The following is a 20,609-nucleotide window of genomic DNA, read 5'->3' on the forward strand; positions in this document are numbered from 1 at the left end:
CCCGGCCTCCCTTCGACGAAGCCCGAAGGCTCGTCCGTCGTTGGTGCTCAGCGGACCGGGTTGGCGCCGGCGTTGCCCGGAACCGTGCGGGCGCCGTCCTCGCGGCCGGCCGGCATCGCGTTGGCGGCGCCCGGAGCGGTGCCGGTTGTGGCCGGCATGTCGCCCCGCATCGTGCCGCCCTTCTCCATCGTCTTCTCGGACGGGCTCTTCACGCTGCCGGGATTGTTCATGTTGCCGGTCGCGGACTGCGCGAACGCCGCACCCGAGAGTGCGAGCACGAGCGCCGTGGCGGAGATGAGTGTCTTACGCATGGGACGGATCCTTCGTGTGGTCGGTGTGGGAGGAGGAACGTCGCGGCCCGGGGATGGTTCGGAGAAACTTCGCGCGGCCGACCTCCCGGTGCGTGCGAGCCGCGCCCAGGGGCCTGGTCCCGTTGCGCTTTCCGGGGAACGGAAATCGTCGCCGCCCTCCGGAAGCGCGTCGCGGCATTCGATCGCCGGCACGCAGGCGACGGGACGGCCCGACGTGCCCGGCCGTGCGATTCAGACTTGCGATTCAGCCTTGCGATTTTCCCCGAAACCGACTATCCGCCGCCACTCGCGTTCGCTCCGGCTGGGGGCTGAACGGACGGTGCCGTTCGCGGCACAGGCTTTTTTCCGCGTCGCCTGGCGACGATCGAACGAGCCGTCGTCCCGTGTCTCCGCCTTCGATCAACCGCTCGGGCCCGTTGAAACGGCTCGGAGGGCTTGGCGCCGGGCGATCTCGCGAACCGAACCGGCCCGGAACTCATCGTGCATCTGCATGTCCGGGCCTCATTCAAGCTGAAGGGCCCGTAATGCCTCTCTACGAGCACGTATTCCTGGCACGCCAGGACGTGACGTCCCAGCAGGTCGAGACGATGATCGAGACCTACAAGGGCGTCATCGAACAGAACGGCGGACGTTTCGAGAAGATCGAGATGTGGGGCGTCAAGTCCCTCGCCTACCGGATCAAGAAGAACCGCAAGGCGCACTTCACCCTGCTCAACATCGACGCCCCCCCGGCCGCCATGGCCGAGATGGAGCGCCAGATGCAGATCTCGGAAGACGTGCTGCGCTTCATGACCATCCGCGTGGAGGAGCTCGAGCACGAGCCGTCCGCGATGATGCAGAAGCGCGACCGCGACGACCGCAAGGATCGCGAGCGCGGCCGTCGTCGCGACGACGAGGGCTTCGGTGGTGGCGGTGGCTTCGGCGGCGACCGCGACCGTGGGGATCGTGGCGACCGCGGCGACCGGCCCGAGCGCAACTTCGGCGGGGAGAACTAAGCCATGGCATTCGGTGCAAGTGCTGGTGGAGCCGCCGGCGGCGGTGGCCGTCGTCCGTTCTTCCGTCGTCGCAAGACCTGCCCCTTCTCCGGCGCCAACGCGCCGAAGATCGACTACAAGGACGTGAAGCTGCTGTCCCGCTACGTCTCGGAGCGCGGCAAGATCGTCCCGTCCCGCATCACCGCGGTCTCGGCCAAGAAGCAGCGCGAGCTCGCCCAGGCGATCAAGCGCTCGCGCTTCCTCGGCCTGCTCCCCTACGTCATCAAGTAGGCTCTTCGGAAACCTGCCGGCCCTGGTCCGCCAGGGTCGGCCACCATCCTTCGGGCGACGGTCTCCGCCGCCCGATCGTTGGGGCGCCTCGCCTCTAACCCCGCCCGCACTCCTGCGCGGCGGCGGGACAGCGGATCTCATGGTTCAGAACCTCGGCATCGGCATCGGCGCGGGCCTCGTCTCGGCACTCCTGTTCGGGATGCTGCTGAAGGCCACCCCGCTCGCGGTCGTCCTCTACCTCTTGGCACCCCTGCCGATCCTCATCGTGGGACTCGGCTGGAATTCCCGCGCCGCGCTCGCGGCGGCGGCTTCCGGCAGCCTCGCGCTCGCCCTCGTCGTCTCCCCCTATCTCGGCCTCGGATTCGCCGCCTACCTCGCCGTGCCGGCGTGGTGGCTCGCCTATCTCGCCCTGCTCGGCCGGCCGAACGCCGACGGCAGCCTCGAATGGTATCCGACAGGCCGCCTCCTCGGCTGGACCGGCGCGACCGCGGCGCTGGCCTTCATCGCCATCGCCGTCCTGTCCGCACCGAGCCACGAGGCGTTCGAGGGACAGCTGAAGAGCCTGGCCGGCACCATCGTCCGCGCCCAGATGCGTGGCCTGCCGAGCGCGCCGGCCAAGCCCGATGCCGCCCGCCCGGACGCCGGCGAGCCCGTCGCTGACAAGCCCGTCGGCGAAAAGCCGGCGCCCCCCGAAAAGCCCAGCGACGCGGCCGATGCCGCGCCTGCGGGATCCGAGGCGCACGACGACCTGGTCGATGCGCTGGCGCGCACCGTGCCGGCCTTCGCCGCCAACGGGCTCGCCCTGCTCCTGACCTTCTACCTCTGGGCCTCCGCCCGCATCGTCCAGCTCTCGGGCCGCCTGCCGCGGCCGTGGCCGGACATCCCGTCGACCGTGATGCCGCGCGCCATGCTCGGGCTGCTCGGCCTCGCCGTGATCCTCGCCTTCGCGCCGGGCTACGCGGGCGTGCTCGGCACGGCCCTGGTCGGCTCGGTGAGCGCGGTCTTCGCGCTGCAGGGGCTCGCCGCCTTCCACGACCGCAGCCGCGGCCGGCCGGCGCGCGGCATGATGCTGTTCGGTCTCTACCTGATCCTGTTCTTCACGCAGGGCATCGCCCTGATCGTGCTCACCCTGTTCGGCCTCGCCGACACCGCGCTCAACCGGCGCCGTCGCCCCGACGGCGCGACCCCTTGAGACCCCGGCCGGCCCTCATCGGCGGCCTTACCTGAAGAAGGACGAAGACCATGGAAGTGATCCTGCTGGAGCGCGTCGCCAAGCTCGGCCAGATGGGCGAGACCGTGAACGTCAAGCCGGGCTTCGCCCGCAACTTCCTCCTCGCCCGCGGCAAGGCGCTGCGCGCGACGGAAGGCAACAAGAAGCACTTCGAGACCCAGCGCGCGCAGCTCGAGGCGAAGAACCTCGACCGCAAGAAGGACGCCGAGGCGGTCGCCGAGAAGCTCGACGGCCAGACCTTCGTGCTCATCCGCCAGTCGGGCGAGTCGGGCGTGCTCTACGGCTCGGTCTCGACCCGCGACCTCGCCGAGGTCGTGACCAAGGAGGGCTTCACCGTCGAGCGCGGCCAGTTCACCCTGAACCAGCCGATCAAGACGCTCGGCCTGCACGTGATCCCGGTGGTGCTCCACCCCGAGGTCGACGTGAAGGTCACCGTCAACGTCGCCCGCAGCCCGGAAGAGGCCGAGCGTCAGGCCCGCGGCGAGTCGGTCACCGAGCGCGAGGCATTCAACCTCGACGACCTCGGCCTGGAGGTCGGCATGGCGCTGGCCGAAGCCGGCGAAGGCGCCGACGACCGCGGCTGATCGCATCGCCCTGCCCCCTCCCCACGCGGGAGGGGCGGGCTGTGAATGGCGGTGACAGCGGGGAAGGCGGCCCGGGAGGGTTGACGCGTTCCTCGTTTGTTCCAAGATGGGCGCCCGTTCCTCGCACCGAGGGGCGGGCGTCCTCGCGTTCCGGGCACGGTGACGCGGACGCCGGCGGCTAAGCATCGGTCAACCCGACTGGTGCCATGGTCGTCGGATCATGTCTGGGATGCGGCGCCGGCCCGGCCCGCATCGATTCGGAGCGACCGCCGATGGCCCTGCCCAATGCCCTAGCGGCCAAGCTCGAAGCCGTGCAGGCGGAGTACCGCGTCGCGCCGCACAACATCGACGCGGAGCAGGCGCTGCTCGGCGCGATGCTGGTGAACAACGACGCCTACTACCGCGTCTCGGACTTCCTGCTGCCCGAGCACTTCATGGAGGACGCCCACCAGCAGATCTTCCAGGTGGCGACCTCGCTGATCAAGGCGGGCAAGCTCGCGACCCCGATCACCCTGAAGACCTATCTCGGCGACGCCGACTTCGGCGGCCAGACGGTGATGCAGTACCTCGCGCGGCTGGCGGCGGACGCCACCACCGTCATCAACGCCGGCGAGTACGGCCGCACGATCTACGACCTCGCGATCCGCCGTCGGCTGATCACCATCGGCGAGGACCTCGTCAACGGCGCCTACGAGGCCCCGGTCGAGCAGGCCCCGCGCGACCAGATCGAGGACACCGAGCGCCGGCTCTACGAGCTCGCCGAGGCCGGCAAGTACAGTGGCGGCTTCCAGAAGTTCTCGGACGCGCTCACCGCCGCCGTCGACATGGCGGCCAAGGCGTATCAGCGCGAGGGCAAGCTCTCGGGGCTGGCCACGGGGCTCTCCGACCTCGACGCCAAGATGGGCGGCCTGCAATCCTCGGACCTGATCATCCTCGCCGGCCGCCCGGCCATGGGCAAGACCTCGCTCGTCACCAACATCGCCTTCAACATCGCGAAGGCCTACCAGGGCGAGAAGCAGGCCGACGGCACGATCAAGACCAAGAACGGCGGCATCGTCGGGTTCTTCTCGCTCGAGATGTCGGCCGAGCAGCTCGCCACCCGCATCATCGCCGAGCAGTCGGGCGTGCCCTCCTACAAGATCCGCCGCGGCGACATCCGGCCGGAGGACTTCTACAAGATCACCGACGCAGCCCGCGACATGCAGACGATCCCGTTCTACATCGACCAATCGGGCGGCATCTCGATCGCGCAGCTCGCCGCCCGCGCCCGGCGCCTCAAGCGCCAGAAGGGCCTCGACGTGCTGATCGTCGACTACCTCCAGCTGCTGGCGGGCTCGGGCAAGCGCTCGGACAACCGCGTGCAGGAGATGACCGAGATCACCACCGGCATGAAGGCGCTGGCCAAGGAGCTCTCGGTTCCGATCATCGCCCTGTCGCAGCTGTCGCGTCAGGTCGAGAACCGCGACGACAAGCGCCCGCAGCTCTCGGACCTGCGCGAATCGGGCTCGATCGAGCAGGACGCCGACGTGGTGATGTTCGTGTTCCGCGAGGAATACTACGTCAACAACAAGAAGCCCCGCGAGGGGACGGAGGAGTTCTTCGCCTGGGAGGCGGAGATGAACCGCGTCCACGGAAAGGCCGAGGTGATCCTCGGCAAGCAGCGCCACGGCCCGACCGGCACGGTGGAGCTGCAGTTCGACGCCAACATCACCCGGTTCTCGAACCTCGCGCAGAGCGACCGGCTGCCCGAGCAGATGTGATAGGGTGTGACTGCGCGAATGCAGGAGGACGACCGTGGCGGCGCCGAGACGCGTGGAGAGCTCGAGATCCGGAGCGGCTTACGAGGCCGACGTTGCGGCATGGTCGCTGGAGCAGGCCGCGCATCTGCGCGCGCGCGCTTGGGATCGCCTCGACCTCGCGCATCTCGCAGATGAGATCGAAGCCTTGTCCCGCACGGAACATCATGCCCTGACGAGCGCTCTGCACGTGATCCTGCTACACCTGCTGAAGTGGGATCACCAGCCCCAGCGGCGCACGCGTGGTTGGGCCATCTCGATCAAGACGCAGCGCCTCTCGGTCGCTGAACGGATCGAGGACAGCCCGAGCCTTGCGCCGCTGCTTCCGCAATTCCTGGCTCGTGCCTATCGCCGGGCCCGGATCGAGGCCGCCGGCGAGACCGGCCTCGACGAGTCGGCCTTCCCCGTCGCGTGCCCCTATTCTTACGAAACGATCATGACGCGTCCGATCCCCTGGCCGCCCGAGCCCGAGGCCACTTAGGCGTTACAGCGTCACCAGCGCGCCGGGCTGCTTCACCTCGATCTCGACGAAGGCGATCGGATGGTCCGAGCCGTTCATCACGTCGTGGCGGATGCCCGCCGGGCGGCTGTAGGCCTGCCCCGCGGCGAGCGCGGTCTCGCCGACCTGCTCGCCGTCATGGACCCGGAGCGTTCCGGCCACCAGCATCACCACGAAGTAGGGCCAGCCGTGCTCGTGCCATCCGGTCACCGCGCCGGGGGCGAAATCCCAGCGGGTGATGCGAAGCGTCGCGTCGTCCTGCTGGACGGTGGGAATCGCCGGGATCGTGCAGGCGAACGCCATTGGCTGTCTCCTCGGAAGGCTGCGCGCGCCGCAAGCCCCGTGTTGCAGGTTTCGCGTTGCAGGTCCTGCGTTGCAGGCCACGTGCCTTCCGGCCGCTGGCGCGGTAATGGCATGCCCTGACCCGTCAGGCTGCGCGGACGGCGACGCACGCGCGGCGGAACATCGGAGCCCGACGATTTCCCGAGACAGCACCGTCGCGACCGACGCCATCGGGCACGGCGCCCGCCTCATCGTCGATCTCGACGCCATCGCGGAGAACTGGCGCCGCCTCTCGGCAGAGGCACCGGGCCGCGCCTGCGCCGCGGTGGTGAAGGCCGACGCCTATGGCTGCGGCGCCGAGCCGGTCGCCCGGGCGCTCTGGGCGGCGGGCTGCCGCACGTTCTTCGTCGCGCATCTCGGCGAGGCCGCACGCGTGCGGGGCGCGCTGCCCGAGGCCGCGATCTACGTCCTGAACGGGCTCTCCCCCGGCTCCGCCCCGGCCTATCTGGCGATGGACCTGCGCCCCGTCCTCGGCTCGGTCGAGGAGGTGTCGGACTGGGCGGCGGCCTCGCGCGGGATGCGTGCGGCCGCGCTCCACGTCGACACCGGCATGAACCGTCTCGGGCTCGCCGTCCCGGAGGCGCTGGCGCTTGCCGGCGATCCACGGATCGGGGCCGCCGGCATCGACCTCGTGATGAGCCACCTCGTCAGCGCCGAGCTGCCCGACGAGGCGGTCAACGCCCGGCAGATCGCCGACTTCGCGACGGTGCGGGCGGCGTTTCCCGGCATTCCCGGCTCGCTCGCCAACTCGTCGGGCATCTTCCTCGACGGGGCGACGCATCACGACCTGCTGCGGCCCGGCTACGCGCTGTTCGGCGGCAACCCGACCCCCACGCGCCATGCCAACCCGATGCGGCCGGTGGTGCGGCTGGAGGCGACGATCCTGCAGATCCGGCAGGTCGCCGCCGGCGCGCAGGCCGGCTACAACGGGCGCTGGACCGCGCCCGCGCCCCGGCGCCTCGCGACGCTCTCACTCGGCTACGCCGACGGCTATCCCCGGGCCGCGAGCGGGCACGGCCACGCGCTCGTCGCCGGCATTCCCTGCCCGATCCTCGGCCTCGTCTCCATGGACCTGATCATCCTCGACGTCACCGAGGCGGCGGACGCCCGGCGCGGCACCGTCGCCACGCTGATCGGCGATGGGCTGGACGTCGACACGGTGGGACACGCCGCCGGCACGATCGGCTACGAGATCCTGACGGGGCTGGGTTCTCGTTACGTTCGCACGTATATCGGGACGTGACGCCGTCCGCCCCGAGCGGATCCGGCCCCGAACCTGCTGCGAGCGCATGGCAAAGATCCACCAGACCTTCATCTGCCAGGCCTGCGGCGCGGTCTACAACCGCTGGCGCGGGCGCTGCGAGGCCTGCAATGGCTGGAACACGATCGTCGAGGAGACGCCGGGCGGCTCCGGGCCGCAATCGGGCCCGGCCGCGACCCGGCCCGGCCGGGCCCGCGGGCGGGTGTTTCCCCTCGAGGGCCTGACCGGCGAGGCGCGGGAAGCGCCGCGCATCCCCTCCGGCATCGGCGAGCTCGACCGCGTCACCGGCGGCGGATTCGTGCGCGGCTCGGTGATCCTGCTCGGCGGCGATCCCGGCATCGGCAAGTCGACCCTGCTGATGCAGGCCTCGGCCGCGATGGCGAAGACCGGCGAGCGCGTCGCCTACATCTCCGGCGAGGAGGCGGTGGGGCAGGTGCGCCTGCGCGCCGAGCGCCTCGGGCTGTCGGGCCACCCGGTGGAGCTGGCGGCCGAGACCAACGTCGAGGACATCGTCGAGACCCTGTCGCAGGGGCGCCCGCCGGCACTGGCGATCATCGATTCGATCCAGACCATGTGGACCGAGACCGTCGAATCGGCCCCCGGCACGGTCACGCAGGTGCGCTCCTCCGCCCAGTCCCTGATCCGCTTCGCCAAGACCACCGGCACGGCGGTGATCCTGGTCGGCCACGTCACCAAGGACGGGCAGATCGCCGGCCCGCGGGTGGTCGAGCACATGGTCGACGCGGTGGCCTCGTTCGAGGGCGACCAGGGCCACCATTTCCGCATCCTGCGGGCGGTGAAGAACCGCTTCGGGCCGACCGACGAGATCGGCGTATTCGAGATGACCGACATGGGGCTGGCCGAGGTGCCGAACCCCTCGGCGCTGTTCCTGGCGGGACGCGACCATCAGGCCGCCGGCACCGCGGTCTTCGCCGGCATGGAGGGCACGCGGCCCCTGCTGGTGGAGATCCAAGCGCTGGTCGCGCCCTCGTCGCTCGGCATGCCGCGCCGGGCCGTGGTCGGCTGGGACCCGAACCGGCTCTCGATGGTGCTCGCGGTGCTCGAAGCCCATGGCGGCATCCGCCTGGGCACGCACGACGTCTATCTCAACGTCGCGGGCGGCCTGCGCATCTCCGAGCCCGCGGCGGATCTGGCGGTGGCCGCCGCCCTGGTCTCGTCGCTGTCGGGCGCGGTGCTGCCGCCGGAGACCGTGTATTTCGGCGAGATCGGCCTGTCCGGCGCGATCCGGCCGGTGGCGCAGGCCGGCGCGCGCCTCAAGGAGGCGCAGAAGCTCGGCTTCGCCAAGGCGATGACGCCGCAAGGGCGCGGCGAGACCACCGACCGCGCGCTCGCCACGGAGTCGCTGCGCCACATCGCCGACCTCGTGGCCGGCATCGCCGCGAACGGGCCGCGCCGGGTCGCCTCGGGCAAGCGCCGCCATGCGGCCCACGACGAGGATGCGGATTAGGCGACCGGCTGAGCGCGGTTCTCAGGACGACCTGTGCCGCGCCGGCGGCTTGGGAAGGGCGGTGAAAGCCCGTCTGCAACCGGCGGGTTCCGGCGGCCGGCAGTCGCCACCGAGGGTGACGGCCGAGTTTGACCGCGATATAAGGCGCCCGCGGTCCAGGGGAGCCGCAGACCGCATCGCTTTCGTCGTGGCATCTCCCCATCCGATCCGAACCCGCAGATGCCGTTTTCCGTCCTCGATCTCGTGGTGCTCGGCATCGTCGTGGTGTCCGCCCTGCTGGCGGCCGTCCGCGGCGTCACGCGGGAGGTGCTGGCGATCATCGCCTGGGTCGCCGCCGCCGCGGTGGCGTGGTCGCTCTATCCGATGCTTCTGCCGACGGTGAAGCAGCACGTGACCAGCGACACCGTCGCCCTCGTCGCCTCGATCGCGGCGATCTTCCTCGGCACGCTGATCGTCGTCTCGATCATCACGGTGAAGATCTCCGACGTGGTGCTCGATTCGCGCATCGGCGCGATCGACCGCTCCCTCGGCTTCCTGTTCGGCGCCGCCCGCGGCTTCCTGATCTGCGTGATCGGCTGGGTGTTCCTGTCCTGGCTGGTGCAGGGCAAGGTGCCGACCTGGGCCGCCGAGGCGCGCACCCGGCCGATGCTGGAGAAGTCCGGCGACGCGCTGGTGGCGCAGCTGCCCGAGAATCCGGAAGGCTTCCTGAAGCAGTTCAAGAAGCCGAAGGTCGACACCCCGCAGAACGAACCTGTGGATGCACCGGCCGAGACCGAGGTGCCCCCGCGCCAGACCACGCCGGCCATGCCCGCGCCGCGGCGCTGAGGGCGCGCGAAAGAAGGCCGGCTCGGCATATGTTGCCGCGGTGACCCTGACCTGCGTCCGGTCCGGCTTGGTTGCGATGCCGCGAGGCCTCAGATAACGCCTTGACGACGGCGCCGCGGGGCCGGCCGCGCGGACGCGGTCCGGGCAGCTTGCGGGCGGACGGCAACCAGGGATCGACCTCAGGCCATGTCACACCGCGCCGTAACCGTGGATTCCGTGTTCGACCCCGAGACCGACGGCGATACGCTCCGCGAGGAATGCGGCGTCTTCGGCATCTTCGGGCATCCCGACGCCTCGGCGATCGTCGCGCTCGGGCTGCACGCCCTGCAGCACCGCGGCCAAGAGGCGGCGGGCATCGTCGCCTTCGACGGCGAGGTCTTCCATTCCGAGCGGCGCCCCGGCCTCGTCGGCGACTCGTTCTCGGACGGCGGCACGATCGCCCGGCTGAAGGGCCGCGCCGCGATCGGCCACGTGCGCTACTCGACCACCGGCGGCACCATCCTGCGCAACGTCCAGCCGCTCTTCGCCGAGCTGGCCGGCGGCGGCCTGGCGGTGGCGCATAACGGCAACCTCACCAACGCGCTCTCGATCCGCCGCGACCTCGTGCGCGACGGCGCGATCACCCAGTCGACCTCCGACACGGAGGTGATCCTGCACCTGGCCGCGCGCTCGCGTAAGCCGCGGATCGTCGAGCGCTTCATCGATGCGCTGCAGGCGATCCAGGGCGCCTACGCCATCGTCGCGCTCACCAACAAGAAGCTGATCGGCGCCCGCGACCCGCTCGGCATCCGCCCGCTGGTGCTCGGCGAGCTCGACGGCCGCTACATGCTGGCCTCGGAGACCTGCGCGCTCGACATCATCGGCGCGAAGTTCGTGCGCGACGTCGAGAACGGCGAGGTCGTGGTGATCTCGGAGGACGGCATCGAGTCGATCCGCTTCGCCGACAAGGTGCCGATGCGGCCGTGCATCTTCGAGTACATCTACTTCGCCCGGCCGGATTCGGTGGTGAACGGCAAGAGCGTCTACGCCGTGCGCAAGAACATCGGCGTCGAGCTGGCCCGCGAGGCCGCGGTGCCGGCCGACGTGGTGGTGCCGGTGCCCGATTCCGGCGTGCCGGCCGCGCTCGGCTTCGCACAGCAGACCGGCATCCCGTTCGAGATGGGAATCATCCGCAACCACTATGTCGGCCGCACCTTCATCCAGCCGACCCAGTCGGTGCGCGAGCTCGGCGTGCGGATGAAGCATTCGGCCAACCGGGCGGCGATCGAGGGCAAGCGCATCGTGCTGGTCGACGACAGCCTGGTGCGCGGCACCACCTCGGTGAAGATCGTGCGGATGATGCGCGAGGCCGGCGCGGCGGAGGTGCACTTCCGCATCGCGAGCCCGCCGATCACCTATCCCGACTTCTACGGCATCGACACGCCGGAGCGCGAGAAGCTGCTGGCCGCCACCCACGACCTCGAAGGCATGCGCCGCTACATCGGCGCGGATTCGCTGGCCTTCCTCTCGATCCCCGGCCTGTACCGGGCGATGGGCGAGGCGGAGCGGATTGAGGCCTGCCCGCAATACACCGACCATTGCTTCACCGGCGACTACCCGACCGGCCTGACGGACCTCGCCATCGCCGGGCCAAAGCGCCTCGCGATGCTCGCCGAAGCGGACTGACCCCTCGCGCATGACCGACACGAAGACCTCACTCGACGGACGCGTCGCCGTCGTCACCGGCGCGTCCCGTGGGATCGGCCGGGCCGCTGCGCTGGCCCTGGCGGAGGCCGGCGCGCACGTCATCGCCGTGGCGCGCACGCAGGGCGCGCTGGAGGAGCTCGACGACGCGATCCGCAGGGTCGGCTCGAGCGCGACCCTCGTGCCCCTCGACCTGACCGACTACGACGGCATCGACCGGCTCGGCGCGGCGATCAACGAGCGCTGGAAGCGCCTCGACATCGTCGTCGGCAATGCCGGCATCCTCGGCAATCTCATGCCGATCGGGCACATCACCCCGAAGGTCTGGGGCCAGGTGATGGACGTCAACGTCACCGCGAACTGGCGGCTGATCCGCTCGTTCGACCCGCTGCTGCGGATGTCGGATGCCGGCCGGGCGATCTTCGTCACCTCCGGGGCGGCGGGCAAGTGCCGGGCCTACTGGGGGCCCTACTCGGTGTCGAAGGCGGCGCTCGAGGCGCTGGTGCGGACCTACGCCGCCGAGAACGAGACCACCAACGTCCGGGCGATGCTCCTCAATCCCGGCCCCCTGCGCACCGACATGCGCCGCGCGGCGATGCCGGGCGAGGACCCGGAGACGCTGAGGACGCCGGAAGACCTCGCCCCGCATTTCGTGCGGCTGGCGAGCCCCGCCTCGAGCGAAACCGGGCTGATCTACGACTTCCCCACCGATCGCACCGTGAGCCCGCAAGCGCCGCGCTGAGCGGTCGGGGCCGAGCCCGCACTTTTCCGGATATCCTGATGATCGACGTGCGCTGCATCTGCGCGATCGGCCAGCGCGGCCAGCTCGGGCTGAACGGCCAGCTCCCCTGGGAGGGCAACACCGACCCGCTCTTCGTGGAGGACGTGACGCGGTTCTTCGCGCTGACCATGGGCCACGTGCTGATCGCCGGCCCGAAGACGGTGGCCTCGGTGCCGGCCTTCGCGTTCAACGACCGCACCATCGACGTGATCCGGTCGCACGAGGATCCGGAGGGGGTGCTCGCCCGCTATCCCGGTCGCCGCATCTTCGTCGGCGGCGGCATCGCGGTCTGGAACGTCTACGCGAAGTACATCCAGAACTGGGACGTCACCCGCCTGCCCTACGACGGCGAGGCCGACCGCTGGTTCGACCCGGGCTGGCTCGTCGGCGGCGCCCTGCGCGTCGGATAGGCGGATCTGGACAGTCCGTCGGGAAAGTCCGTACTCTCGCCCGATGGGCGAGCACAGCGTCATCGAAGCCGAAGAGCATCTGTCCGAGCTGATCGACCGCGCGCTCGCGGGCGAAGGCGTCGTGATCACCCGGGATGGTCGGCCGGTCGCCAACCTACAGCCGATCCCTCGGTCGGGGCGGCCCGTGACCGCCGAGGACCTGGATTGGCTGGCAGCCCGTCGCGCGCGAACCGCCGCGCCCTCCGAGGATGCCGGGCACCTCGTCGGCCGCATGCGCGACGAGGATTGGTGAGGACGTACCTCGATGCCAGCGTCCTGGTCGCCCTTCTGACGGATGATCCGTCCACGGCGCGGGCGGACGCCTTCTTTCGACGTCACGAGCCGATCGCGATCGTCAGCGATTTCGCAGCGGCGGAATTGGCCTCGGCCCTCGCACGCCGGGTGAGAACCGGCGAGATCGACGCGGGCGCCGCGCAATCGGCGTTCTCGGATCTCGATCGCTGGATCGAACGGGTCGCGGAACGCATCGAGGTCGCATCGTCCGACGTCGTCGCGGCGACCGGGTTTCTCCGCCGCCTCGATCTCACGCTCCGTACGCCGGACGCCCTGAACATCGCTCTGTGCCGTCGTGCGAATGCCGTCCTCGCGACCTTCGACATCAAGATGGCGACCGTCGCGCGCACCCTCGGCCTGCAGGTCACGGAAGGATAGCGTCCTTCGCGCCGAAAAATGCGCCCTCGGGACCGCACTAGGCCCGCTCCCGCCCTATCTGCGCTCGGATCCTCCCGACGAAAGATGCCATGAGCGCCCACAGCTACCGCTTCGGCATCGAAGAAGAGTATTTCCTGGCCGATGCGGAGACGCGCGGCACGCCGCGGCGCTCGGTCAAGCCGTTCCACGTCGAGGCGGCCGAGCGCTTGCCCGAGGCGGGGCGCGAGCTGCTGCAGTGCCAGGTCGAGGTCTGCACCCCGCCCGTCACCGCCTTCGCCGAGGCGCGCGACTCGCTCGCCCGGCAGCGCGGCGCGCTCGCGGACCTCGCCGCCGAGCACGAGCTGCTGATCTTTGCCGCGGGCACCCATCCGGTGGCCGACTGGTCGCGGCAACTGCCGACCAAGGGCGACCGCTACCGCGGCATCCTGCGCGACGTCGGCCTCGCCGGGCGCCGCAGCCTGATCTGCGGCATGCACGTCCACGTCGAGGTGCCGGACCCGGAGGCGCGGGTCGACCTGATGAACCGGCTGCTGCCGTTCCAGCCGCTGCTGTTCGCGCTCTCGGCCTCCTCGCCGTTCTGGCAGGGCAAGCCGACGGGGCTCACCGCCTACCGCCTGAGCGCCTTCGGCGAGCTGCCGCGCACCGGCCTGCCCGAGCTCTTCGCCGATGCCGCCGCCTATGCGCGCTACGTGCGGATCATGACGGAGGCCGGCTCGATCCAGGATGCGAGCTTCCTGTGGTGGTCGCTCCGGCCCTCGATCAAGTTCCCGACGCTGGAGCTGCGCATCGCCGACAGCTGCACGCGGCTCGCCGACGCGCTGACCATCGCCGCGCTGTTCCGCTGCCTCGTGCGCTGCGTGGTGCGCCGGCCGGACCTCAATGCCGGGCTCGACGGCGTCTCCCGGGCACTCGCCGACGAGAACCTCTGGCGCACCCAGCGCAGCGGCGTGGGCGCCGAGCTGATCGACGAAGCCCGCGAGGCGGCCCTGCCCTTCGCCGACGCCTTGGAGACGGTGCTCGACCTCGTCGCCGAGGATGCGGCGGCGCTCGGCTGCGCGGCCGAGGTCGCGCATGCGCGGACCATCGTCTCGGGCGGCACCAGCGCCGACGGCCAGATCGCCGCGTTCGAGGCCGCGCGAGAAGCGGGGCACAGCAACCGGCAGGCGCTGGACAAGGTGGTGGAATGGCTGGCGCGGACGACCCGAGGGGTGTGAGCGTGCCCTCGCCCGGCCGTATTTCGGCTGCGCCCGTTCGCGTCCTCTGCGTCGGCTATAGCGTCACAGAGCAGATCGGCTACGTGGAGCGGGCTGGCGACTGCGCCTCCTCTGACGGTGCCGACCTCGTTTTCCTCAAGTCTGGCTGGGGCGGGCACAGCGTCCACGCCATCGCCTACATGATCGACGAGATCCTCGACACGATCCCCTGCGATCGGGTCCTGCTGGAATTGTTCACCGACAACGTGCGCTACTACGATCGGAGGGCGCTGCGCTTCTATCTCGATCAGATCCTCGCGGCGACCGCCCGCCGCGGCCGGCCTGTGGCCTTCCTCAACCTGTATCAGAACGGGGTCAACTATGCGTCGGAGACGGTCGCCGGCCTCCTCGACGACTACGAGACCAGTTTCGGTATCCCGACCCTGGATCTCGCCCTGCCCCTGGCCAAGTCCGGCCCAGAGGAGCGTGCACTCTGGCTGAAGGACGGCACCCACGTGACTCCTGCCGGTGCCGATCTGTATGGCAGGCAGGTCTTTGACTTCGTGCGCGGGCGTGGGTTCGGCGACGCCTACATCCGCCACTACCGCACGCTTCCTGGCCTGTTCGTGCCCCTCAAGCTCGCGACGACGCCGGACCGGTCTCGCCCTTTTGCGCTGTACCGAAACGGCATTCCGCTGCACTATGTGACGATCCCTGAAAAGACGTCGCTCTCGATCGATCTCGGGCGTACCGCCGACGTGCGCCCCGTAATGACCACCTACGGCCCCCTGAACGGGACACTACGCTTCTCGAGCCCATCCATCGAGCGGACCCGCGACGTGCTGCTCTACGACCGTTTCAGCTACTACGCGCGCTCGATCGTCATGAACGTGAACCTCAAGGGCATCCGAACCTTGACGTGCTTTCAGCTCGACATCGTGCCCGACATTGAACTCGCGAAGGGTGAGAAGAACACCGGGCCGCGGATGGGCTACGTCTCGCACGTATTCCTGCACCGCCGCCTGAGGCCGGCGGAATGGTTGCGCCATTACGGGCACGGCGCATGCTGGGCTGTGCATCGCATGCGATGCGCCCTCGCCCGCGTCGGAGGGAGAACCGGCGCGTGATCTACCCTTTGTCGAACGGGTTCGACGAGGTGCGCAGGGAGAGCCGGATCGGGGTGCCCGGCAGGGCGAACGCCTCGCGCAGCGAGTTCGTGAGGTAGCGGGTGTAGCTCTTCGGCATCGCGTTGAGCTGGTTGCCGAACAGGGCGAAGTGCGGCGGGCGGCTCTTCACCTGCGTGGCGTAGCGGATCTTGATGCGCCGGCCCGATACGGCCGGCGGCGGGTTGCGCTGCGTCGCCTCGGAGAGCCAGTCGTTGATCCGCGAGGTCGAGATGCGGGTGTCCCAGACCTCGGCCGCCTGCACCACCGCCTGCATCAGCTTGTCGACGCCGTCGCCGGCGAGCCCCGAGAGCGGCACCACCGCGACGCCGCGGACCTGCGGCAGCAGGCGGGTACAGTCCTCGCGCAGCGACTTGAGCAGGCCCGGCTGGTCGGCGACGAGGTCCCACTTGTTGAGGCCGATCACCAGCGAGCGCCCCTCGCTCTCGACGAGGTCGACGATGGTGAGGTCCTGCTTCTCGAACGGGATCGTGGCGTCGAGCAGCACCACCACCACCTCGGCGAAGCGCACGGCGCGGATGCCGTCCGAGACCGCGAGCTTCTCGAGCTTGTCCTCGATCCGGGCGCGGCGGCGCATCCCGGCGGTGTCGTGCAGCTTGATCCGGCGCCCGCGCCATTCCCAGTCGAGCGAGATCGAATCGCGGGTGATGCCGGCCTCCGGGCCGACGAGCAGGCGGTCCTCGCCGAGCATCCGGTTGATCAGGGTCGACTTGCCGGCGTTGGGGCGGCCGACGATGGCGACCTTGAGCGGCTTGCCGCGCGGGTCGTCGTCGTCCTCGTCCTCGTCGGTCTCGGGCAGGGCTTCCTTCAGCGCCTCGTGCAGCTCGCCGATGCCCTCGCCGTGCTCGGCCGAGAACGGGATCGGGTCGCCCAGCCCGAGCCGGAACGACTCGTAGGCCCCGGCCATGCCCGCGCCGCCCTCGGCCTTGTTGGCGATGAGGATCACCTTGCAGCCGGCCCGGCGCACCAGCTCGGCGAAGGGCTGGTCGGCGGGCAGGATGCCGGCCCGCGCGTCGATGACGAACAGCACCACGTCCGCCTCGAGGATCGCGGCCTCGGTCTGCATCCGCATCCGGCCGAGCAGGGTGGCCGAATCGGCCTCCTCGAGACCGGCGGTGTCGATGATGCGGAAGTTCAGCCCGCCGAAGGCGACGTCGCCCTCGCGGCGGTCGCGGGTGACGCCGGGGCGGTCGTCGACCAGCGCCAGCTTCTTGCCGACGAGGCGGTTGAACAGGGTCGACTTGCCGACATTCGGCCGTCCGACGATCGCGACGGTCGGCAGTTCCATGGGGTGGTCCGTTCTATGTTCGGTCGAGCCGCCGGGCTGGCCGGGCGGCGAAGGTCCGGAGAATGCCCAAAACCTCCGGTGCGAGCCAGTCGCGCCGGAGGTTTTGGACTGGCGTGTCGAGCGATCAGCGCGTGATCGGCGGCGGGGGCGCGGCGGGCTCGGGCTTCGCCTCGGTCACCGTCACGGGACCGCCGGCGACCAGGGCGACGTAGACCTCGATGCGCTGGCGCAGGTTCTGCGGCGTCTCGGGGTCCATGTTGAGCTGGTCGAACCAGCGCCCGGCCTCGTCGTACTGGCCGTTCTTCAGGGCGGTCAGCCCGAGCATCTCGCGGGCGGTGAAGCGGAACGGCGTGCCGGCGGCCAGGCTCTGCAGGCTGGCGAGCGCGGGCGCCGGATCGGGCAGGTCGAGGCGGATCAGCGCCGCGCGGAGCCGCGCGAGGTCGCGCAGGCCGTCGCCGAGCGCCGTGTCGCCGGAGATCGCCTCGAACGCGGCGGCACCCGCGGCCGGGTCGCGCTTGGCGGTCTCGGCGGCCGAGCGGAACTGGGCGAGCAGGCGGTAGCCGGCCGGCCCCTGCGCCTCGAGGGCGTCGAACGCCTTGTCGGCCTCCGCCACCTTGCCGTCGCGGGCCAGGCGGTTGGCCTCGTCGAACTGCTGCGAGGCGGCCTCGGCCGCGTTGCGCTGGCCCGTCTGCCAGTAGCGCCAGCCGCCGACGCCGGCGACCACCAGGATCGCCACCGCGATGATCACGCCGCTGTAGCGGCGCCAGATCTCGGCGACCTTGTCGCGGCGATAGTCTTCGTTGACCTCGCGGATGAACTCGTTGTTCTCAGCCATCGTATCCCGGTCCGGCGCGCGAGCCGGACGACCTGAAGCGTCTCGATTGGCCCCGCGCCTAGCACGCGGGCGCCGGTTTGGCGACCGGGCGGCGTCTACGCCTGGCCCGGCCAGGCGTAGACGCCGATCAGGATCGGGTGGAGATACTTGCCGAACACGAACCAGGCGACGACGCCGACGACCACCGCGATCGCGTCGTTGCGCCAGCCCGCAGGGGCCGCGGCGCCCCCGTGCTGCGCGACGACCTGACCCGCCGTGAGCGCGCGGCGCTTGGCGCTGATCCGGGCGATCACCGCCCAGGCCAGGAACGAGCCGAACAGCAGGATCGAGCCGAGGTCGCCGTTGGCGAGCAGGTGCGCCGTCGCCCAGATCTTCACGGCGAGCAGCATCGGGTGCTTGGCCTTCGCCCGGATGTGGCCCGGCAGGTAGGCCGAGGCCAGCACGATGAAGGCGAGCAGCACCAGCACCAGGGACAGGTGGCGCGTCCAGACCGGCGGATCCCAGACCGGGATGTACCCGTCGACGCGATAGTTGTGGAAGCCGACACCGATCAGCACGAGGCCGAGGACCGAGAGCAGGGTGTAGCCGAGCTTGTACTTGCCCTCGCCGACTTGGCCGACGACCTCGGAGCGCTTGGCGCGCAGCATCGAGAAGGCGTGGGTGCCGAGGAACAGCACCAGCCCGAGGATCAGGATCAGCATGGATGGGGACTCGGCTCGGGAGGATCGGGCCCCCGCACCGGCGGGAAGCCATTCTGTAACGGTTCTGAACAGAAACTCCCGTGGTTTGTCCAGGCGCGCGACCGTCGTCCGTGCGCGCTCCTCGTCCAAGTGCGCTTTCGGCGCACCCATCGGTCTCGTCCCATGCGGCTCCGCCTCGCGCTGTTTCTCCTGTCGCTGCCGGCGCTCGCGCAGGCGGCCGCCGAGCCGCCGCTGTCGAGCCTGACCCTGGTCGGGCCGCCGAGCATCGTGTTCAAGGCCGGGCGCGACGCCTGTGACGGCGCCGACGTGCCCGACGCCTCGGCCCGCGCGTTCCGGGATGCCACCGGTGCGGTCGCCCTGTTCGGCATGCACTACCGCAACCGGGCCCTGCGCGGGCCGGACCTCGACCACCTCAAGCTCGACTGCACGGTGGTGCTCGACTCGGGCGAGAAGGCCGACCCGGCGCTCTACGACGACCGCTCCTGGATCACCGCCACCTGGACCGAGGACGGCGCCCGGATCGCCGCGCTGGTGCACCACGAGTACCAGGCGAACGAGCATCCGGGCCGCTGCACGGCCGAGACCTACGAGGCCTGCTGGTACAACACGATCACCGCCGCCGCCTCCGCGGATGGCGGCCGCAGCTTCCTGCGCACGACCCCGCCCGCGGTGGCGATGGCGGCCCCGTTCCGGCAGGAGGTCGGCCAGGGGCGTCACCGCGGCTTCTTCAACCCGTCGAACGTCTTCGCCGACGGGCGCTTCCGCTACGTCTTCGTCTCGACCACCGGCTGGGACCGGCCCGGGGATCAGGAGGCCGGGGTGTGCCTGTTCCGCACCGCCACGCCCGGCGATGCGGCGAGCTGGCGCGCCTGGACCGGCACCGGCTTCACCGCGTCCTTCCCGGATCCGTATCGCACCAAGGGCGCGCGGGCCGAGGCCTGCAAGCCGGTGGCGCCGTTCCCGACGCCCGTCGGGGCGGTGGTCCGCCATCGCGGCACCGGCGCCTTCGTCGCCCTGTTCATGGCCAAGGCGGGTGACGGGTTCGCGCAATCGGGCTTCTACTGGACGAGCTCGCGCGACCTTCTGACCTGGGACGTGCCGCGGCTGCTCGTCGCTGGGGCGACGCTCTACGACGACCCCTGCGCGGCGCCGGGCGGCCTGATCGCCTACCCGTCCCTCCTCGACCCCAGGGCCGAGGGCCGGAACTTCGACGACGTCGGCGACACCGCGATCCTCACCTACGTCACGCTGCGGACGGAGGGCTGCACCATCACCTCGGACCGCGACCTGCTGCGGCGGCCGGTGGCGATCAAGGTGTGGCCGTGAGCGCATCGTGCGTTGACCGGGACCGCGCCTGCATCATGTTCGAGGGCTGACCACGAGGCCACCATGACCGACCACCTGCTCGCCTGGGACGAACGCGACGAGACCGTCGCGGAAAACGGCGTCGCCAAGCGCACGATCCCGGGCGCGGGCGCCAGCCTCGTGCGGATCGTCGTCCCAGCGGGCACCTCGGCGGCGCGGCACAGCCACGCGCACGAGCAGTTCGTGCAGGTGCTCTCCGGCTCAGGCATCCTGGAGACCGAGCAGGGCCGTGCGGCATTCGGCCCCGGCAGCGTGTTCCACTTCCCCGCGGAGGCGTGGCACGCGGCGGAGTTCGAGACGGAGACGGTGCTAGTGGAGATCAACGTGTCGGCGTGAGGCCGGCGGATGGGTCCGTCGTTCGACGCGACCCATGTCGGCGGGCCCCTCCAACCTTCGACATCTATGAAGGCGTCCGACCGACCTCCCCTGACTCGATCCGATCGACCTCGTTCTCGGTATCCTGCGCATAGCGTGCGGCCTCTCCGGGTCGAAGAATTCTTCCCTCTTGCGGGTCGAAAGCCACGCCGTCGGTCAGCGTCAGGCAGGCGGCCAGCGCCAGCCACGTGCCGACGCAACTCGGCAAAGCCGCGAAATAGAAGGCGTAGGCGTAGGGCCACGGCCCGCCGAGATCGATGTCGTCGTACGTTTCCGCCAGTTCCGCGAACGCGCAAGCGCCGAACTCTAACCCGGCTTCTCGGCCACGCCAAAGCGCCGGAAGGTGCCCCCGATGATCCGCGAGATCGCGAGCCGATCTCAATCTCAGATCGAACCCGAGGGCATCGATCGACGCTTGCCAGTCTTCGATCGATTTGATCGGACGGGCGCAGAACGCGTAGGCTTCCATCGTCATGTTCTGTCCCTCAAAACCAGTGGATG

At 70.3% G+C, this 20,609-nt stretch carries 24 protein-coding genes; 18 read left to right on the forward strand and 6 right to left on the reverse strand.

Going from position 1 to position 20,609, the window contains the following annotated elements:
- Window positions 1-47: 47 nt before the first annotated feature.
- On the reverse strand, window positions 48-311 hold the full coding sequence (locus FV227_RS03575) for a hypothetical protein (RefSeq protein ID WP_147725735.1): 264 nt from the start codon (window positions 309-311) through the stop codon (window positions 48-50).
- Window positions 312-835: 524 nt separating this feature from the next.
- On the opposite strand from FV227_RS03575, the gene rpsF reads away from it, so the two are divergent.
- The 6 genes from rpsF to FV227_RS03605 all read left to right on the forward strand — a co-directional run bounded on the left by rpsF (window position 836) and on the right by FV227_RS03605 (window position 5,668).
- Window positions 836-1,306 carry a 30S ribosomal protein S6 gene (gene rpsF, locus FV227_RS03580; protein ID WP_147725734.1) on the forward strand — a complete coding sequence of 157 codons (471 nt, stop codon included), beginning with the start codon at window positions 836-838 and terminating at the stop codon, window positions 1,304-1,306.
- A 3-nt stretch (window positions 1,307-1,309) separates the two neighbouring features.
- A complete protein-coding gene (gene rpsR, locus FV227_RS03585) occupies window positions 1,310-1,576 on the forward strand; it encodes a 30S ribosomal protein S18 (RefSeq protein ID WP_147725733.1) in 267 nt (88 codons plus the stop codon).
- A 139-nt stretch (window positions 1,577-1,715) separates the two neighbouring features.
- Entirely contained in the window at window positions 1,716-2,768 is a 1,053-nt protein-coding gene (locus FV227_RS03590) for a hypothetical protein (protein ID WP_147858290.1), read from the forward strand.
- Between the two features lie 50 nt (window positions 2,769-2,818).
- Complete coding sequence (gene rplI, locus FV227_RS03595) at window positions 2,819-3,391, forward strand: 50S ribosomal protein L9 (protein ID WP_147725731.1); 573 nt, start codon at window positions 2,819-2,821, stop codon at window positions 3,389-3,391.
- Window positions 3,392-3,663: 272 nt separating this feature from the next.
- Window positions 3,664-5,151, forward strand: coding sequence for a replicative DNA helicase (locus tag FV227_RS03600; RefSeq protein WP_147725730.1), 1,488 nt, complete (start codon window positions 3,664-3,666; stop codon window positions 5,149-5,151).
- 52 nt (window positions 5,152-5,203) lie between these two features.
- Window positions 5,204-5,668 carry a DUF29 domain-containing protein gene (locus FV227_RS03605; RefSeq protein ID WP_246686501.1) on the forward strand — a complete coding sequence of 155 codons (465 nt, stop codon included), beginning with the start codon at window positions 5,204-5,206 and terminating at the stop codon, window positions 5,666-5,668.
- 3 nt (window positions 5,669-5,671) lie between these two features.
- Here the strand turns inward: FV227_RS03605 and FV227_RS03610 are convergent, their stop codons facing one another.
- Window positions 5,672-5,989, reverse strand: a complete 318-nt coding sequence (locus FV227_RS03610) for a cupin domain-containing protein (RefSeq protein WP_147725728.1) — start codon at window positions 5,987-5,989, stop codon at window positions 5,672-5,674.
- Window positions 5,990-6,095: 106 nt separating this feature from the next.
- On the opposite strand from FV227_RS03610, the gene alr reads away from it, so the two are divergent.
- The 10 genes from alr to FV227_RS03660 all read left to right on the forward strand — a co-directional run bounded on the left by alr (window position 6,096) and on the right by FV227_RS03660 (window position 15,487).
- Window positions 6,096-7,271 carry an alanine racemase gene (gene alr, locus FV227_RS03615; RefSeq protein WP_147725727.1) on the forward strand — a complete coding sequence of 392 codons (1,176 nt, stop codon included), beginning with the start codon at window positions 6,096-6,098 and terminating at the stop codon, window positions 7,269-7,271.
- Window positions 7,272-7,317: 46 nt separating this feature from the next.
- A complete protein-coding gene (gene radA, locus FV227_RS03620) occupies window positions 7,318-8,757 on the forward strand; it encodes a DNA repair protein RadA (protein ID WP_147725726.1) in 1,440 nt (479 codons plus the stop codon).
- 219 nt (window positions 8,758-8,976) lie between these two features.
- Window positions 8,977-9,582 (forward strand): CvpA family protein, encoded by a 606-nt coding sequence (locus tag FV227_RS03625; RefSeq protein WP_147725725.1) that lies wholly within the window; start codon window positions 8,977-8,979, stop codon window positions 9,580-9,582.
- Between the two features lie 186 nt (window positions 9,583-9,768).
- Window positions 9,769-11,247, forward strand: a complete 1,479-nt coding sequence (gene purF / locus FV227_RS03630) for an amidophosphoribosyltransferase (protein WP_147725724.1) — start codon at window positions 9,769-9,771, stop codon at window positions 11,245-11,247.
- A 10-nt stretch (window positions 11,248-11,257) separates the two neighbouring features.
- Complete coding sequence (locus FV227_RS03635) at window positions 11,258-12,007, forward strand: SDR family NAD(P)-dependent oxidoreductase (protein ID WP_147725723.1); 750 nt, start codon at window positions 11,258-11,260, stop codon at window positions 12,005-12,007.
- A 38-nt stretch (window positions 12,008-12,045) separates the two neighbouring features.
- Window positions 12,046-12,456 carry a dihydrofolate reductase gene (locus tag FV227_RS03640; RefSeq protein ID WP_147725722.1) on the forward strand — a complete coding sequence of 137 codons (411 nt, stop codon included), beginning with the start codon at window positions 12,046-12,048 and terminating at the stop codon, window positions 12,454-12,456.
- 43 nt (window positions 12,457-12,499) lie between these two features.
- Window positions 12,500-12,748 carry a type II toxin-antitoxin system prevent-host-death family antitoxin gene (locus FV227_RS03645; protein ID WP_147725721.1) on the forward strand — a complete coding sequence of 83 codons (249 nt, stop codon included), beginning with the start codon at window positions 12,500-12,502 and terminating at the stop codon, window positions 12,746-12,748.
- Window positions 12,745-13,167 carry a type II toxin-antitoxin system VapC family toxin gene (locus FV227_RS03650; RefSeq protein WP_147725720.1) on the forward strand — a complete coding sequence of 141 codons (423 nt, stop codon included), beginning with the start codon at window positions 12,745-12,747 and terminating at the stop codon, window positions 13,165-13,167. Before FV227_RS03645 ends, FV227_RS03650 begins: the two co-directional genes overlap by 4 nt.
- Window positions 13,168-13,256: 89 nt before the next feature.
- Window positions 13,257-14,381, forward strand: a complete 1,125-nt coding sequence (locus FV227_RS03655; RefSeq protein ID WP_147725719.1) for a carboxylate-amine ligase — start codon at window positions 13,257-13,259, stop codon at window positions 14,379-14,381.
- The gene (locus tag FV227_RS03660; RefSeq protein WP_246686500.1) at window positions 14,378-15,487 is read left to right on the forward strand and encodes a hypothetical protein; all 1,110 of its coding nucleotides are present in this window, start codon (window positions 14,378-14,380) and stop codon (window positions 15,485-15,487) included. Before FV227_RS03655 ends, FV227_RS03660 begins: the two co-directional genes overlap by 4 nt.
- A 1-nt stretch (window position 15,488) precedes the next feature.
- Here FV227_RS03660 and der read toward each other — a convergent pair whose 3' ends face one another.
- The 3 genes from der to FV227_RS03675 form a co-directional block, all read right to left on the reverse strand.
- Window positions 15,489-16,832, reverse strand: a complete 1,344-nt coding sequence (gene der / locus FV227_RS03665; RefSeq protein WP_147725718.1) for a ribosome biogenesis GTPase Der — start codon at window positions 16,830-16,832, stop codon at window positions 15,489-15,491.
- Between the two features lie 124 nt (window positions 16,833-16,956).
- Complete coding sequence (locus tag FV227_RS03670; protein ID WP_147858292.1) at window positions 16,957-17,667, reverse strand: tetratricopeptide repeat protein; 711 nt, start codon at window positions 17,665-17,667, stop codon at window positions 16,957-16,959.
- A 95-nt stretch (window positions 17,668-17,762) separates the two neighbouring features.
- Window positions 17,763-18,368, reverse strand: coding sequence for an NnrU family protein (locus FV227_RS03675; protein WP_147728307.1), 606 nt, complete (start codon window positions 18,366-18,368; stop codon window positions 17,763-17,765).
- A gap of 162 nt (window positions 18,369-18,530) precedes the next feature.
- Between FV227_RS03675 and FV227_RS03680 the strand changes: the two genes are divergently transcribed.
- Together FV227_RS03680 and FV227_RS03685 are read left to right on the forward strand one after the other, a co-directional pair.
- Entirely contained in the window at window positions 18,531-19,694 is a 1,164-nt protein-coding gene (locus FV227_RS03680; protein WP_147728308.1) for a hypothetical protein, read from the forward strand.
- Window positions 19,695-19,757: 63 nt separating this feature from the next.
- Window positions 19,758-20,069, forward strand: a complete 312-nt coding sequence (locus FV227_RS03685) for a cupin domain-containing protein (RefSeq protein WP_147728309.1) — start codon at window positions 19,758-19,760, stop codon at window positions 20,067-20,069.
- A gap of 64 nt (window positions 20,070-20,133) precedes the next feature.
- Here the strand turns inward: FV227_RS03685 and FV227_RS03690 are convergent, their stop codons facing one another.
- The gene (locus FV227_RS03690; RefSeq protein ID WP_147728310.1) at window positions 20,134-20,583 is read right to left on the reverse strand and encodes a hypothetical protein; all 450 of its coding nucleotides are present in this window, start codon (window positions 20,581-20,583) and stop codon (window positions 20,134-20,136) included.
- Window positions 20,584-20,609 lie beyond the last annotated feature (26 nt).

Source organism: Methylobacterium sp. WL119 (assembly GCF_008039875.1).
Taxonomy (GTDB): Bacteria; Pseudomonadota; Alphaproteobacteria; order Rhizobiales; family Beijerinckiaceae; genus Methylobacterium.

What these genes read in the sequence shown, in the direction of transcription:
- FV227_RS03645 (WP_147725721.1), top strand. Translation starts at nt 12,500, where the DNA reads ATGGGCGAGCACAGCGTCATCGAAGCCGAAGAGCATCTGTCCGAGCTG.
- alr (WP_147725727.1), top strand. Translation starts at nt 6,096, where the DNA reads ATGGCATGCCCTGACCCGTCAGGCTGCGCGGACGGCGACGCACGCGCG.
- rpsF (WP_147725734.1), top strand. Translation starts at nt 836, where the DNA reads ATGCCTCTCTACGAGCACGTATTCCTGGCACGCCAGGACGTGACGTCC.
- der (WP_147725718.1), bottom strand. Translation starts at nt 16,832, where the DNA reads ATGGAACTGCCGACCGTCGCGATCGTCGGACGGCCGAATGTCGGCAAG.
- FV227_RS03655 (WP_147725719.1), top strand. Translation starts at nt 13,257, where the DNA reads ATGAGCGCCCACAGCTACCGCTTCGGCATCGAAGAAGAGTATTTCCTG.
- FV227_RS03635 (WP_147725723.1), top strand. Translation starts at nt 11,258, where the DNA reads ATGACCGACACGAAGACCTCACTCGACGGACGCGTCGCCGTCGTCACC.
- rplI (WP_147725731.1), top strand. Translation starts at nt 2,819, where the DNA reads ATGGAAGTGATCCTGCTGGAGCGCGTCGCCAAGCTCGGCCAGATGGGC.
- FV227_RS03690 (WP_147728310.1), bottom strand. Translation starts at nt 20,583, where the DNA reads ATGACGATGGAAGCCTACGCGTTCTGCGCCCGTCCGATCAAATCGATC.
- rpsR (WP_147725733.1), top strand. Translation starts at nt 1,310, where the DNA reads ATGGCATTCGGTGCAAGTGCTGGTGGAGCCGCCGGCGGCGGTGGCCGT.
- FV227_RS03680 (WP_147728308.1), top strand. Translation starts at nt 18,531, where the DNA reads ATGCGGCTCCGCCTCGCGCTGTTTCTCCTGTCGCTGCCGGCGCTCGCG.
- FV227_RS03610 (WP_147725728.1), bottom strand. Translation starts at nt 5,989, where the DNA reads ATGGCGTTCGCCTGCACGATCCCGGCGATTCCCACCGTCCAGCAGGAC.
- FV227_RS03600 (WP_147725730.1), top strand. Translation starts at nt 3,664, where the DNA reads ATGGCCCTGCCCAATGCCCTAGCGGCCAAGCTCGAAGCCGTGCAGGCG.
- radA (WP_147725726.1), top strand. Translation starts at nt 7,318, where the DNA reads ATGGCAAAGATCCACCAGACCTTCATCTGCCAGGCCTGCGGCGCGGTC.
- purF (WP_147725724.1), top strand. Translation starts at nt 9,769, where the DNA reads ATGTCACACCGCGCCGTAACCGTGGATTCCGTGTTCGACCCCGAGACC.
- FV227_RS03575 (WP_147725735.1), bottom strand. Translation starts at nt 311, where the DNA reads ATGCGTAAGACACTCATCTCCGCCACGGCGCTCGTGCTCGCACTCTCG.
- FV227_RS03625 (WP_147725725.1), top strand. Translation starts at nt 8,977, where the DNA reads ATGCCGTTTTCCGTCCTCGATCTCGTGGTGCTCGGCATCGTCGTGGTG.
- FV227_RS03670 (WP_147858292.1), bottom strand. Translation starts at nt 17,667, where the DNA reads ATGGCTGAGAACAACGAGTTCATCCGCGAGGTCAACGAAGACTATCGC.
- FV227_RS03685 (WP_147728309.1), top strand. Translation starts at nt 19,758, where the DNA reads ATGACCGACCACCTGCTCGCCTGGGACGAACGCGACGAGACCGTCGCG.
- FV227_RS03640 (WP_147725722.1), top strand. Translation starts at nt 12,046, where the DNA reads ATGATCGACGTGCGCTGCATCTGCGCGATCGGCCAGCGCGGCCAGCTC.
- FV227_RS03590 (WP_147858290.1), top strand. Translation starts at nt 1,716, where the DNA reads ATGGTTCAGAACCTCGGCATCGGCATCGGCGCGGGCCTCGTCTCGGCA.
- FV227_RS03675 (WP_147728307.1), bottom strand. Translation starts at nt 18,368, where the DNA reads ATGCTGATCCTGATCCTCGGGCTGGTGCTGTTCCTCGGCACCCACGCC.